The sequence below is a fragment of the Leucobacter chromiiresistens genome (assembly GCF_900102345.1).
Classification (GTDB): Bacteria; Actinomycetota; Actinomycetes; order Actinomycetales; family Microbacteriaceae; genus Leucobacter; species Leucobacter chromiiresistens.
The window spans coordinates 179,205-192,629 of record NZ_FNKB01000002.1 but is presented as its reverse complement, the minus strand read 5'-3'; the positions used below and the strand labels follow the sequence as shown (position 1 = coordinate 192,629).

Genomic DNA, 13,425 nt, shown 5'->3' with positions numbered 1-13,425 from the left:
CCCCGATCACCCGACCCGCGCGCTCGAGCGGGCTCCTCGACCGGGCTCTTCGACCGGACTGTTCGACCGGGCTATTCGACCGTGACCGACTTCGCGAGGTTGCGCGGCTGATCGACGTCGAGTCCCTTCGCCGTCGACAGCTCGAGCGCGAACCACTGCAGCGGAATGACCTGCAGCAGCGGCTCGAAGAGCGTGTCGGCGAGGGGCAGGCGCACCACGTCGTCGGCGTACGGGAGCACCGCCGTGTCGCCCTTCTCCACGACCGCGATGACGCGGGCGCCGCGGGCGCGGATCTCCTGGATGTTGGAGACCACCTTCGAGTGCATGATCGGCGAGGTGCGCGGGCTCGGCACCAGCACGAACACCGGCTGACCGTGATCGATCAGCGCGATCGGGCCGTGCTTGAGCTCACCCGCGGCGAAGCCCTCGGCGTGGATGTAGGCGATCTCCTTCAGCTTCAGCGCGCCCTCGAGAGCGATGGGGTAGCCCACGTGTCGGCCCAGGAACAGCACCGAACGGGTGTCGGCCATCCAGTGCGCGAGCTGAGCGATCTGATCGCGCGTCTCGATCGCCTCGGCGACCTTCGCCGGGAGGGCCTCGAACTGCTCGACCGCCTGCGCCTGATCCTCGGCGGAGAGCGTGCCGCGCACTCGCGCGAGGTGCAGACCGATGAGGTAGATCGCCGTGATCTGCGCGACGAACGCCTTCGTCGACGCGACCGCCACCTCGGGACCGGCGTGCGTGTACACCGCCGCGTCCGACTCGCGCGGAATGGTCGCGCTCTGCGTGTTGCACACCGAGATCGTCGTGACGCCGCGCTCGATGGCGTACTTGACGGCCATCAGCGTGTCCATGGTCTCGCCCGACTGGCTGACCGAGATCACCAGCGTGCGGTCGGAGAGCACGGGATCGCGGTAGCGGAACTCGTGGCTCAGCTGCACCTCGACGGGCACGCGCGCCCACTGCTCCAGCGCGTACGACCCCACCTGCCCGGCGTACGACGCCGTGCCGCAGGCGATGATGATGATGCGGTCGATGCCCCGGAGGCGATCGTCGCCGAGCGCCGTGAGCTCGGGAATCTCGACGCCGGCCCCCGAGACGCGCCCGCGCAGCGTGTTGCCGACGGCGTCCGCCTGCTCGTTGATCTCCTTCGCCATGAACGACGACCAGCCGCCCTTGTCGGAGGCGTCGGCATCCCACTCGACTTCGAACTCCTCGAACTCGATCGTGCTGCCGGCGAAGTCGGTCACGCGCACCTCTGCAGGCGTGATGATCGCGATGCTGTCCTCCTCGACGGCGACGGCGCGCTTCGTGAAGGAGACGAACGCCGCGACGTCGGATCCGAGGAAGTTCTCGCCGTCCCCGAGACCGATCACGAGCGGCGAATGGTGGCGCGCCGCGAGCACCGTGTCCGGAGCGTCCCGGTGCATCGCGAGCAGCGTGAACGTGCCGTGCAGGCGGGCGACCACGGAGCGGAACGCCGACTCGAGATCGCCCTGCCGGGCCACCTCGAGCCCGAGCAGCGCCGCGACCACCTCGGTGTCGGTCTCGCTCAGCAGCTCGACCCCCGCCGCCTCGACCTCCGTGCGCAGCTCGGCGAAGTTCTCCACGATGCCGTTGTGGATCACCGCGAGCTTGCCCTCGTCGCCGAGGTGCGGGTGCGCGTTGACATCGGTGGGACCGCCGTGCGTCGCCCAGCGGGTGTGCCCGATGCCCGTGCCCGACGCGTCGAGCGGGCTTGCCTCGAGCAGGTCCTCCAGCCGTGCCAGCTTGCCGGAGCGCTTCCGCACCGACAGCGCTCCCGTCGTATCGACGACCGCGACGCCCGCGGAGTCGTAGCCGCGGTACTCCAGCCGTCGCAGCCCGTTCAGCAGTACCTCGACCGTGTCGTTCGGGCCGACATATCCAACGATTCCACACATGGTGCTTAGTTTAGTGGCACCATTGATGCACGATGACCCAGAACACCTCCACGGCCGGCGCCGCGGTATCCACCGACACGCACGCGCTCGTCCGCCCCGAGTTCACCTCCCCGTTCACGGAGATCGACCGCGATGAGTGGGCCCGGCTCGCCGGCGAGACGCCCATGCCGCTCAGCGAGGGCGAGATCGCCGCCTTCCGCGGGCTCGGCGAACCGCTCGACCTCGCCGAGGTGTCCGAGGTCTACCGGCCGCTCAGCCGCCTGATCAACCAGTACGCGATCGCCGCCCGCGAGATGCACCAGCGCACGCGGGGGTTCCTGCAGCGGGGCGACGAGCGGCAGAGCCCGTTCGTCATCGGGATCGCGGGCTCGGTCGCGGTGGGCAAGTCGACCGTCGCGCGCATTCTCCGCGACCTGCTCGCCCGGTGGCCCGAGACGCCGCGCGTCGAACTCGTCACCACCGACGGATTCCTCTACCCGGCCGCCGAGCTCGAGCGCCGTGGCATCACGCATCGCAAGGGCTTCCCCGAATCGTACGACCGCCGCAGCCTGCTGCGGTTCGTCTCGCAGGTGAAGGCCGGCGTCGACGAGGTGCGCGCGCCGCACTACAGCCATATCGTGTACGACATCGTGCCCGGCGAGTACACGGTGGTGCGCCGCCCCGACATCCTGATCGTCGAGGGGCTGAACGTGCTGCAGCCGGCCTCGATGGCGCACCCGCTCGCCGTCAGCGACCTCTTCGACTTCTCCGTGTACGTCGACGCGCGCTCATCCGACATTCAGCGCTGGTACCGGCAGCGGTTCCTGAAGCTCCGCGAGAGCGCGTTCGCCGATCCCTCGTCGCACTTCCGCCGGTTCGCCACCATCGACGACGACGCGGCGCTCGCGATCGCCGATGAGTTCTGGACGCACATCAACGAGCCGAACCTGGTCGAGAACATCCGCCCCACCCGGGCGCGCGCGAGCCTGGTGCTGCGCAAGGAGTCGGATCACCGCGTGCAGAAGGTGCTGCTCCGCAAGCTCTGAGCAGAACGCCCCGCGCGGCACCCGAAGGCGCGGCGCGGGGCGTCCGCTCCGACCGCGAGGCGCGGCGCGGGGCGCGCGCTCAGACCGCGAGGCGGTCGAGCACGATCCCGGCGAGATCGTCGGCGAGACGCTGCGCGTCGTCGACGTGCTCGGCCTCGACCATCACCCGCACGACGGGCTCGGTGCCGGAGGGGCGCAGGAGTACCCGCCCCTTGCCTGCGAGGGCGATCTCCGCCTGGCGCACCGCCTGCTGCAGCACCTCGTCGGCGCCGACGCCGGCGCGATCGACGCCGCGCACGTTGACGAGCACCTGGGGGTAGACGGTCATGCATTCGGCGAGCTCGGCGAGCGGCTTGCCGCTGCGCACGATCTCGGCGGCGATGTGCAGCCCGGTCAGGATGCCGTCGCCCGTCGTCGCGTGCTCGCTCATGATGACGTGGCCCGACTGCTCGCCGCCGAGCGAGTAGCCCTCGGCGTTGATGGCCTCGAGCACGTAGCGGTCGCCCACGCCGGTCTCGACCACGTCGATGCCGTTGTCGGCCATCGCGAGCTTGAGGCCGAGGTTCGACATGACGGTGGCGACGAGCGTGTTGCGCTCGAGCTTGCCGCGTCTCGACATCGAGAGGGCGAGGATCGCCATGATCTTGTCGCCGTCGACGACGGTTCCGTCTGCGTCGACCGCCAGGCAGCGATCGGCGTCTCCGTCGTGCGCGATGCCGAGGTCGGCGCCGTGCTGCCGCACTGCGGCGGCGAGCGGTTCGAGGTGGGTCGATCCGACGCCGTCGTTGATGTTGAAACCGTCGGGGTCGTTGCCGATCACGGTGACCCGGGCTCCCGCGTCCGTGAACACGTCGGGCGAGATGCCGGCGGCGGCGCCGTGCGCGCAGTCGAGCACCACGTGCACTCCGTCGAGGCGCGTGCCCTCGAGGGTGCCGAGCAGGTGCACGAGATAGCGATCCTCGGCGTCGGCGAACCGGCGGATGCGGCCGACCTCGCGGCCGGTCACCGCGACCACGGCTCCCTCCATCGCAGCCTCGATCTCGTCCTCGACGTCGTCGGCGAGCTTGCGGCCGCCCTCGGCGAAGAACTTGATGCCGTTGTCGGGCGCGGGGTTGTGCGATGCCGACACCATGACGCCGAAGTCGGCGCCCGTGTCAGCCACGAGGTACGCCGCTGCGGGCGTCGGGATCACCCCGGCGTCGAGCACGTCGACACCGGCGGAGGCGAGGCCTGCGGAGACCGCCGCGGAGATGAACTCGCCGGAGACGCGCGGATCGCGCGCGACGACGGCAACAGCACGACGGCTCTCGCCCCGGGCAGAACGCCCGAGAACGAGAGCCGCAGCGCGAGCGAGGCTGAGGGCCAGCTCGGCAGTCACATCGACTCCGGCCAGCCCTCGAACCCCATCGGTGCCAAACAGGCGTCCCATGTGCTGGAAGCCCCGATTTAGCGCTTCGAGTACTGAGGCGCCTTGCGGGCCTTCTTGAGACCGGCCTTCTTGCGCTCCTTGATGCGCGCATCGCGGCTGAGGAAGCCGGCCTTCTTCAGCGTCGGGCGGTTGTGCTCGGCGTCGATCTCGTTGAGCGCACGCGCGATGGCGAGGCGCAGTGCGCCCGCCTGGCCCGAGGGGCCGCCGCCGCCGATGCGGGCGATGATGTCGTACGACCCGTTGAGCTCGAGAGCCGTGAAGGGGTCGGTGATGAGCTGCTGGTGCAGCTTGTTCGGGAAGTACTCCGCGAACTCGCGGCCGTTCACCGTGAAGGTGCCCGAGCCGGGGATGAGGCGCACGCGGGCGATGGCCTGCTTGCGGCGGCCCACTGCTGCACCGGGAACGGTGAGCGCGGGACGGGGGGAAGCGGCGGCGGCCTGCCCGGCCGGCGTCTCGGTGGTGTAGCTCTCGGTGGCCACGGTCTGCTCTTCAGTCACTGTGAATTCTCTCTCTGAGGTCTCGGGGCGCGATTACTGCGCGACCTGGCCGAAGGTGTAGGGGGTGGGCTGCTGAGCCGCGTGCGGGTGCTCCGCACCTGCGTACACCTTCAGCTTGCGGAACAGATCTGCGCCGAGCGAGTTCTTCGGGAGCATGCCGCGAATCGCCTTCTCGACCGCGCGCTCGGGGTTCTTCTCGAGCAGCTCGGTGTAGCTGACGGAGCGGAGGCCGCCTGGGTAGCCCGAGTGACGGTAGGCGCGCTTGTTCTTCGCCTTGTTGCCGGTCAGCACGACCTTGTCGGCGTTGATGATGACCACGTAGTCGCCCATGTCCATGTGGGGGGCGAAGGTGGTCTTGTGCTTGCCGCGGAGCAGGGCTGCCGCGTGCGATGCCAGGCGGCCGAGCACCACGTCTGCGGCGTCGATGACGACCCAATCGTGCTTCTGCTCGGCGGCCTTCGGTGAATACGTGCGAGTCACTAGAGTGCTGCTTTCTGTCGAATTGGAGGAGTTCGTGAATCCCGCTCCGGTGCGTGGTCCCCGAGGGGTGCGCGCGCGGCTGGAGGGCTCAACAAATCGGGTGCTTGCGCACCAAGGGTCAAGCCTAGCACAGACCGGAGCGGTGCAAGCGGGTCAGCTGAGCGTCACGGGAGCGGATCGCGCCGAGCCCGCGTGGCCTCCGCGCGCTCCTCGAGGGCGTCGTCACCCGGGTAGGCGATCTCCTCGAGCGAGAGCCCGTGCGCCGGCATCACCGTGAAGCGGCTGGTGCGCGCTCGGGCGTCGCGCAGCGCCGCCAGCTCCTCGCGGGCGATGCGGCCGCTGCCCACCGCCACCACGGCGCCGATGAGCGCCCGCACCATCGAGTGGCAGAACGCGTCGGCTTCGATGCGCGCGGCGTAGGCGCCGTCCTCGGTCGTGCGCCACTCGAAGCGCAGCAGGTCGCGCACCGCGGTGGCGCCCTCGCGGGCTTTGCAGAAGGTGGTGAAGTCGTTCAGGCCGAGCAGGTCGTCGGCGGCGGCCTGCATGGCGTCGAAGTCGAGCGGTCGCGGCACGTGGGCGGTGTAGCGCGCCACCAGCGGATCCTTGCGCATGTCGGCGTCGATGAGGCGGTACTCGTAGCGGCGCCGCAGCGCGGAGAACCGCGCGTCGAACGCGGTGGGCACCTCGCGCACCGTGTGCACCGCGATGTCGGGCGCATCGCGGGAGACGACGCCGGTGAGTTTGCGGCCGCGCATCCGCGCAAGCTCGTCGTCGCCGAGCTCGCGCTCGCCCGGGCGGCGCCGCGCCGTCCACTTGTCGAGCTGCGCCGGCGTGACGTCGAGGTGCGCGACCTGGCCTCGCGCATGCACCCCGGCGTCGGTGCGCCCGCCGACGGTGAGTCGCGCCGCCTCCGGCTCGGCGATCCTGAGCAGCGTGGCGAGCGCGGCCTCGAGGCTGCCCTGCACGGTGCGCAGCCCGGGCTGCGCGGCCCAGCCCGAGAAATCGGTGCCGTCGTACGACAGGTCGAGGCGCAGGCGAACGGAAGGGGTGTGCATGCCTCGATCCTGCCAGAAGGCTCAGAGCGCCTCGGATCGGGCGACGTACACTGGATGCCCGTGGCGCCCCGGCCGCGTCGCTCCGACCACTATGACTCAGACTCCGCCTCTCCGTTCCCCGCTCCCCCGCGCCGACCGGCTCGGGGGTCTCGACGGGCTCCGCGCGATCGCGGTGGGCCTCGTGCTCGGCTACCACCTCTTCCCGGGGTGGCTGCCCGGCGGCTTCCTCGGGGTCGATGTCTTCTTCGCGATCAGCGGATTCCTCATCACGACGCTGCTGCTGCGCGAGCACCGCTCCACCGGCCGCATCGCGCTGCGGCATTTCTGGAAGCGCCGAGCCCGCCGGTTGCTGCCGGCGCTCGGCCTTGTGCTCGTCGTGTCGACGTCGCTCGCCCTGCTGGCGGATCGCGATCTCCTCGTGGGCATCGGCCGGCAGATCGCGGGGGCCGCGCTGTTCGTGAGCAACTGGACGTCGATCGCCGCCGGATCCGACTACTTCGCGCGGGATGCGCCCGAGCTCTTCAGGCACACCTGGTCGCTCGCGATCGAGGAGCAGTACTACATCGTGCTGCCCCTGCTCCTGCTCCTCGTGCTCCGGATCCGGGGCCGGTTCGCGCGCGCGCTGCCTCTGGCCGTCGTCGGCGCCGTCTCGGCTCTCCTCATGGCCGTGCTTGCGGGCGCGGGCGCCGACCCGACGCGGGTGTACTTCGGCTCGGACACGCACGTGTTCGGGCTCGCCCTGGGGGCCGCTCTCGCCCTCATCGCGGCGCCGCGGCCCGCCGCCCCCGTCGCGGAGTCGTTGTCGGGGCACGGGCCGCCAGGACGGGTCGCGCAGCTCGCCCTCACGGCCGCCGCGGCGACGGGCCTCGGGGTGCTCGGCTGGCTGGCCGCGACGCTGCGCGAGGGCAGCGCGGAGAGCTTCACCTGGGGATTCCAGCTCGCCACCGCGGCTGCGCTCCTCACGGTCTGGGCGGTCAGCCGGCCGGCGGCGCGCATCGGCCGGGCACTCGACGCCCAGCCGCTGCGGTGGATCGGCGAGCGCTCCTACGGCATCTACCTCTGGCACTGGCCGCTGCTGCTGCTCGCTACGGCGGCGCTCGGCGGATGGCCCGCGCACCTCGTCGGCGCGGTCACGCTCGCGGCTTCCGTCGGCATCGCCGCCCTCTCGTATCGCTTCGTCGAGGAGCCCGTGCGGCGGTTCGGGTTGCGGCGGTCGCTCGTTCTGGCGCTGCGGCGGGCGCGCGCCGCCCCTCGGCAGCGGTGGGCGCCGGCGCTCGTGGGGCTCGCGCTCGCACTCGCCGTACCGACCACGGTGGTCGCCGTCGCCACCGCCCCCGAGCAGAGCTCTGCGGCTGACGCCGTGGCGCGCGGGAAGGCCGCACGCGACGCCGAGCAGCCGGGGGCCGGAACCGGCGCGGGCGAGGGAGCGGACGGCCGCGCGCCCGATGCAGCGCAGGAGCGCACGGATGCGGGCCCCGTGCAGCCGGAGGGGCCCGACCTCACGGCCATCGGCGACTCGGTGATGCTCGCGAGCCTGCCCGAGCTCGAGCAGCGCTTCCCCGGGATCGCCGTCGACGCCGAGGTCTCGCGCGGCCTCGGCGTGGGCGTCGAGATCGCCGCCCAGCAGGCCGATGCGGGGGCGCTGCGCCCCGTCCTCCTCGTCGGGCTCGGCACCAATGGCCCGATCGACCCCGCTGAGCTCGAGGCGCTGCGCACGGCGGCCGCCGGCCGGCAGATCGTGCTGGTCAACGCCCACGGAGAGCGCGATTGGATTCCCGGAGTCAACCAGGAGCTCGACGCGTACGCCGATGCTCACCGCGGCGTGGTGGTCGCCGACTGGGACGCGACGATCACGGCTGCGCCCGCCGAGGCGCTCGCGGGCGACGGGATCCACCCGAATCCGAGCGGGGGCGAGCGGTACGCGGAGAGCGTGGAGCGCGCCCTCTCGGCGCTCCAGCAGCCCGGTGAGGGCATGGGCTTCTCCGTACCGCGCCGGTGAACGCGGAACGCCCGCCGGTCGCGCGAATGGCGACCGGCGGGCGTTCCCTCTGCGGTGCGGCGTCGGCAGGCTGCGGCCGACGCCGCATGGGCGCTCAGCTCGCGCGTGCAGCGATCTGCTTGCGAGCGCGCTGCGCACGCCGGGCGAGGATCGCCGCTCCGCCGAGCGCCGCCAGGAGCGCCACGGCGAGGCTCGCCGTGGGCGACTCCGAACCGGTCGCGGCGAGCGCACCGCCTCCCGCGCTCCCCGCTCCGCCGTCTGCAGCACCGGCCGCATCGGCCGCGCGCGCCGCAGCGGTGCCGCCGGCGTCGGCACCGCCCGCAGCCGCGCCCTCCGCGCCGCCGGCAGCTCCGGCAGACCCCGAGCCGTCGGCGGCGCCGGTCGCCGCCCCCGCTGCGCCGCCCGTCGCCGAACCATCGGCACCGCCGGGCGCTGCCGCCTCGACCTGCAGAGGCACGGTCACGGTGGTGCCGCTGACGTCGGTCGTGGCGGTGAGCGTCGCCGCCCCGCCGACGCCCTCGGGCACCGTGAGCGACAGTGTCGCAGCACCGTCCGAGACCGGAGCGGTGGCCAGGGCCGCGGCCTCCGCGGTCGAGCCGCCCTGCGTAGCCGCTGCGTCCGCGGTCTCGCCCGACGCGACGATGGACGCGGAGATCTCGGTGTTGGGCGGCACGCCGAGCGAGGTGAGGTCGAGCTTGTCGAACTGCAGCTCGATCTCGTCGCCCGGCTGCACCGGGCCGTCGGGCAGACCGGCGACCTGCACCGACCGGCGGTCGTAGCTCGGCGAGACCGGGCTGTTGCTGCGCAGGTACTCGATCCACGCGTCGCGATCCACCAGCCCCGTGTCCTGCGTGCGCACCCCGTTCGCGAACTCCCGGAAGTTGTCGCCGCCCTGCAGCAGGAAGCTGAACGAGCCGATGCGGTACTCCCGCTCGGGGTCGATGGGCGCCCCGTCGACCGTGATGCTCGTGATGCGATCCCCCTCGGCGCGCGCGGCGTCGAAGGTGTAGCTGACGTTCTTCGAGAGCCCGAGCTGCAGGTACGGCTTCGAGGGCACATCGCCGTCCGCCGTGCGCTGCCACTGCTGCTCGAGCACGGTCTTGAACTGCGACCCGGTGAGGGTCGTGGTCCAGAGGTTGTTCAGGAAGGGCAGTACGGCGTTCGCCTCGGCGTACGTGATCTCCCCCGCTGCGAGCTCGGCGCGGAGGCCTCCCGGGTTCACCACGCCGATCTCGGCCCCGCCGCGCTCCGGCGACGCGAGCGTGGCGAGCATGGCGTCCGCGACGAAGTTGCCGAGCGTCGACTCCGAACCGCGATCGTCGCGCGCCGCCCCGATGTGGGCGGTGGTGATGTCGGCGGTGGCTTCGCCGATCTTCCGGTTGCCGATCTCCGCCGCGTTGTCGAGCGCATCGTTCACGATCCGCTGCACCTCGGCGACGACGGTCGAGCCCGCGACGAGCTCGGCGTCGTCGGTGGTGACGCGGGCGACGTTGCGGTTGACGAGCGTCTCCGTCTCCCCGGTCTCCGTGTCGAACTCGAGCACCACCTGGCCGATGCGCTCGCCGTAGCTTCCCGTCTGCAGCACCGGGCGGGTGCTGCCGTCGGCCGCGCCGGGCACCGGCGCGTTCCAGGCGTACTCGGCGTGCGTGTGCCCGTTGAAGATCGCGTCGACCTCGGGGCTGGTCTCGGTGACGATGCGGGCGAAGACGCCGCCCGCGGCGACCTCCTCCTCCAGCGTCGTCTGCTCCGCGTTGCCGCCGGCGGCTCCCTCGTGGTACTCGGCGACGATGACGTCGGCCTCCCCGTTCTCGGGGTCGCCGTCGCTGAGCTGCGCGGCGACGCGGTTGACGGCCGCGACGGGATCGCCGAACTCGAGTCCCTCGATGCCCCCGGGCGACACGAGCGACGGCGTCTCCTGCGTGACGGCGCCGATGATGGCGACGTCCACGCCGTCGATCTCGATGATCTCGTACTCCTGCAGCGCCGGTGCGCCGTCGCGGGTGACGTTCGCTCCGAGGTAGGGGAACGCCGCGGCTTCCCGCACACGGCCGTCGAGGTCGTCGTAGCCGCGATCGAACTCGTGATTGCCGGCCGCAGAGGCGGTGAGGCCCAGGGCGTTCAGCACGTCGAGGGTCGGCTGATCCTCGGCCGCCGACGACGCGAACAGCGACGCGCCGATGTTGTCGCCCGACGAGATGAGCGCACTGCTCTCCGGGTGCTCGGCGCGCAGCGCTTCGACGGTTCCGGCGAACTTGACGGTGTTGGCGTCGATGCGGCCGTGGAAGTCGTTGATGTTGAGCAGATTGAGCTGCTGCTTCTCGGCCGCCGCCGCATCGGCCGAGATGCCGACGACGATGGGATCGTGATCCGACGACCGGAACGGCCCTTCGGCGAAGAGGTCGACGACGTTCGAGTTGTACCGGCTGTACTCGAGGGCGACGGCTTCGACGGAGTTGATGTTCCAGATGTCGGCGCCCGTGACGAGGCGTTCCGCGGCGGGAGACGCGAATACGTAGTCGAGCGAGCCGACCGCGCCGTCGAATGCGTAGGTCTGCTCCCCCGTCTTGGCGCCCTGGTCGACGAAGTCGGCGTCGAGAATGCGCTGGATCGGCGTCTCACCCGCGTACGCGTTGAAGTCGCCGACGAGGAACACGCGGTCCGTGCCCGCGCGCTGCTCCATCGCGGAGGCGAAGTCGAGCAGCGCTTCGGCCTGACGCGTGCGGTCGCCGTTGAACGCGCCGACGCCGTCCTTCGCGTCGGCGTTGTCGCCGGTCGCCGCGGGCTTGCTGTCGCCCTTCGACTTGAAGTGGTTCGCGATCACCACGAAATCGGCATCCGAGCCGACCGGTCGGAAGTGCTGCGCGAGCGGCTGCCGCGCCTTCGAGAACGCGGCCGAATCGGTGAGGATCACCGACGCGTCGAGCGGCTCGATCGCGTCCTTCTTGTAGATGAAGGCGGTGCGGATGACGTCCTCGCTCGCGGGCAGCTCGGCCGGGGAGTGCACGTAGTCCCACTCGCCGCCCGTGACGGCCTCATCGGCGTTCAGGGCGGCGACGAGGTCGGCGAGCGCCGCGTCGCGGTCCTTGCCGAAGCGGGCGGAGTTCTCGATCTCCTCGAGCGACACGACGGTGGCATCGAGCGCATTGATCGCGTCGACGATCTTGCCCTGCTGCCGGTCGAAACTCGCCCGATCCCACGCGCCGCGGGCGTCGCACCCGGTGCGCACGGAGATGCCGTTCCCGGCGCGATCCTCGTAGGGCTGGCATCCGGCGACGTCGGCACCCCACGTCGTGAAGTAGTTCAGCACGTTGAAGCCGGCGAGGCGCACGTCTCCCCCGACGTCGGCGGGGCGATCCTCACGCGTGTCGGTGAACGTCGCCGGCTGCACTGCGGCGGCGTTCTCGGGGGTGAGCTGCGTGGTCGGCTGGAACTTCCAGGCCCCGTTGCGGTAGTCGAGCACGACCGGTTTCGTGAACGTCGCCGCCGCGCCGACGCGCACCGGCGCGGTGCTCGAGAGGTACGGCAGCGGCGCGTCCTTCCGCGTGTTGAAGTTGATGCTCGACCCGTCGTCGAGCAGCACCCCGACCGCGGCGTTCCTCGCCTGCGCGGCGAGGAAGGCCTCGCTTCCCGGCGCACCGGCCGCGGTCGGCGTGAGCAGGGGCGCGCTGTCGGCTGCGAGGCCGATCTCGCCGAAGAAGTTCGTGTCGTAGGTGTCGGAGACGGTGAAAGCGCCCTGCGGGGCGATCAGCATGCTCTCCAGCGTCTCGCGCTCGGCGTCGGTCGCCGGGAACCCGACCGCGGCGGGGACGACCGGATCGGCCGGCTCGTCGAGCACGGTCAGCTCGCTCGCGGCGGCGGTGATCTCGGTGAGCCCGTTGAACTCCGAGACCATGCCGGTCACCTCGACATGCGCTCCGACGCCCGCCTGGCCGACCGTGTCGGCCGAGTACACGAAGATCGCCTCGGAGGCGACGTGCTCGCTCGGGTCGATGGCGCCGCCGGCGCCCGGGGTCTGGATCGTGTACCCGGCGAAGTTGCCCGTGGGGTACGTCGCGGTGACGATTCCGCGCGTCTTCACCCGTTGCCCGGCGAGCGGGCTGGCGGGTCCCGTCCCCTGGATCTCGGAGATCGGCGTGACTGTCTCCGGGTCGATTGGCTCGGGCTGCTCGACCGGCGGCACCCCCGAGGCGGTGGGCGTCGGGGCGGCGGCGGTGAAGTCGGCCGCGTTGTCGTCCGTGTCGGCGAACCCGGCGCGTTCGATGCTCTGGGCAGCGGTCGGAGCGGGAGCCGGCGCGGCGCCCTCGAACCGCATCGCCGAGCCGTAGCCCGCGAAGTCCGCCACGGTCGCGGCATCCGCCTCGCCGCCGAGCGCGATGGGCGCCGTGGTCTTCGCGAGCACGAGCTGTCCGCCGCCCGCGCCTGCGGCGAGGGTGGACGAGAGATCGCCCGCGGGGACGGGCTGCCCGTTCGCTCCGGCTGAGCCGGTGATCAGGAACGTACCGCCTGCGGGGATCGAACCGGAGAGCGGGATCACGCCGGCGCCCGACGCGGGCGCGGAGGCCGTCGCCGGCCGGTACTGCAGCGACCAGCCGGCGAGGCTGATCTCGGCATCGGTCGGGTTCGCCAGTTCCACGTAGTCCGCGTTCAGCGCGGCGCCGCTGTTGCCTCCGGCGGTGTAGATCTCGTTGATCACCGCCCCCGTGCCGTCGATGCTGGCGTGTGCCGACGTGGCGATGAGCGGTACCGCTGCCAGTGCGGCGATCGCCGCACCCGCGCAGAGGCGATGGGTTCGTTTCAGGGACACCGTTTCTCCGTTGATCACGGGACGCCGCTCCGGGCGGCCCGGGGCGCCGGTGGCTTCCGGCGACGTGCGCCGCCCTTCCGAGCGGGCGGCGCTCTCGACGGTACGGAACCGGGGTGACGGCCGCAGCGCGCGCAGCTTCACAGCGGGTGAACGGCGCGTGCCGTCGGGTGAACGCTCCCCGCCCGCCCCCTCATGGAACGCGAATGCCCCGTCG

Annotated in this window: 8 protein-coding genes; 2 read left to right on the top strand and 6 right to left on the bottom strand. The window is 71.7% G+C overall.

Annotated features, from left to right (window positions below; genetic code table 11):
- Nucleotides 1-71 precede the first annotated feature (71 nt).
- Nucleotides 72-1,922: a glutamine--fructose-6-phosphate transaminase (isomerizing) gene (gene glmS, locus BLT44_RS13905; protein WP_010156434.1), complete on the bottom strand. Its 1,851-nt coding sequence runs from the start codon at nucleotides 1,920-1,922 to the stop codon at nucleotides 72-74.
- Between the two features lie 32 nt (nucleotides 1,923-1,954).
- Here glmS and coaA point away from each other — a divergent pair, with 32 nt between their 5' ends.
- Nucleotides 1,955-2,947 (top strand): type I pantothenate kinase, encoded by a 993-nt coding sequence (coaA, locus tag BLT44_RS13900; RefSeq protein WP_010156433.1) that lies wholly within the window; start codon nucleotides 1,955-1,957, stop codon nucleotides 2,945-2,947.
- A 79-nt stretch (nucleotides 2,948-3,026) separates the two neighbouring features.
- On the opposite strand, the gene glmM is transcribed toward coaA, so the two are convergent.
- The 4 genes from glmM to truA form a co-directional block, all read right to left on the bottom strand.
- Nucleotides 3,027-4,376: a phosphoglucosamine mutase gene (gene glmM / locus BLT44_RS13895; protein ID WP_029608233.1), complete on the bottom strand. Its 1,350-nt coding sequence runs from the start codon at nucleotides 4,374-4,376 to the stop codon at nucleotides 3,027-3,029.
- Between the two features lie 17 nt (nucleotides 4,377-4,393).
- Nucleotides 4,394-4,873, bottom strand: coding sequence for a 30S ribosomal protein S9 (rpsI, locus tag BLT44_RS13890; RefSeq protein WP_010156430.1), 480 nt, complete (start codon nucleotides 4,871-4,873; stop codon nucleotides 4,394-4,396).
- 33 nt (nucleotides 4,874-4,906) lie between these two features.
- Complete coding sequence (gene rplM / locus BLT44_RS13885) at nucleotides 4,907-5,353, bottom strand: 50S ribosomal protein L13 (RefSeq protein WP_010156429.1); 447 nt, start codon at nucleotides 5,351-5,353, stop codon at nucleotides 4,907-4,909.
- Between the two features lie 164 nt (nucleotides 5,354-5,517).
- Nucleotides 5,518-6,408 (bottom strand): tRNA pseudouridine(38-40) synthase TruA, encoded by an 891-nt coding sequence (gene truA, locus BLT44_RS13880; protein ID WP_010156428.1) that lies wholly within the window; start codon nucleotides 6,406-6,408, stop codon nucleotides 5,518-5,520.
- Nucleotides 6,409-6,499: 91 nt separating this feature from the next.
- Between truA and BLT44_RS13875 the strand changes: the two genes are divergently transcribed.
- The gene (locus BLT44_RS13875; RefSeq protein WP_010156427.1) at nucleotides 6,500-8,407 is read left to right on the top strand and encodes an acyltransferase family protein; all 1,908 of its coding nucleotides are present in this window, start codon (nucleotides 6,500-6,502) and stop codon (nucleotides 8,405-8,407) included.
- A gap of 94 nt (nucleotides 8,408-8,501) precedes the next feature.
- On the opposite strand, the gene BLT44_RS13870 is transcribed toward BLT44_RS13875, so the two are convergent.
- Nucleotides 8,502-13,211, bottom strand: coding sequence for an ExeM/NucH family extracellular endonuclease (locus BLT44_RS13870; RefSeq protein WP_244887492.1), 4,710 nt, complete (start codon nucleotides 13,209-13,211; stop codon nucleotides 8,502-8,504).
- Nucleotides 13,212-13,425: the final 214 nt, after the last annotated feature.

What these genes read in the sequence shown, in the direction of transcription:
- glmS (WP_010156434.1), bottom strand. Translation starts at nt 1,922, where the DNA reads ATGTGTGGAATCGTTGGATATGTCGGCCCGAACGACACGGTCGAGGTA.
- glmM (WP_029608233.1), bottom strand. Translation starts at nt 4,376, where the DNA reads ATGGGACGCCTGTTTGGCACCGATGGGGTTCGAGGGCTGGCCGGAGTC.
- BLT44_RS13875 (WP_010156427.1), top strand. Translation starts at nt 6,500, where the DNA reads ATGACTCAGACTCCGCCTCTCCGTTCCCCGCTCCCCCGCGCCGACCGG.
- coaA (WP_010156433.1), top strand. Translation starts at nt 1,955, where the DNA reads ATGACCCAGAACACCTCCACGGCCGGCGCCGCGGTATCCACCGACACG.
- truA (WP_010156428.1), bottom strand. Translation starts at nt 6,408, where the DNA reads ATGCACACCCCTTCCGTTCGCCTGCGCCTCGACCTGTCGTACGACGGC.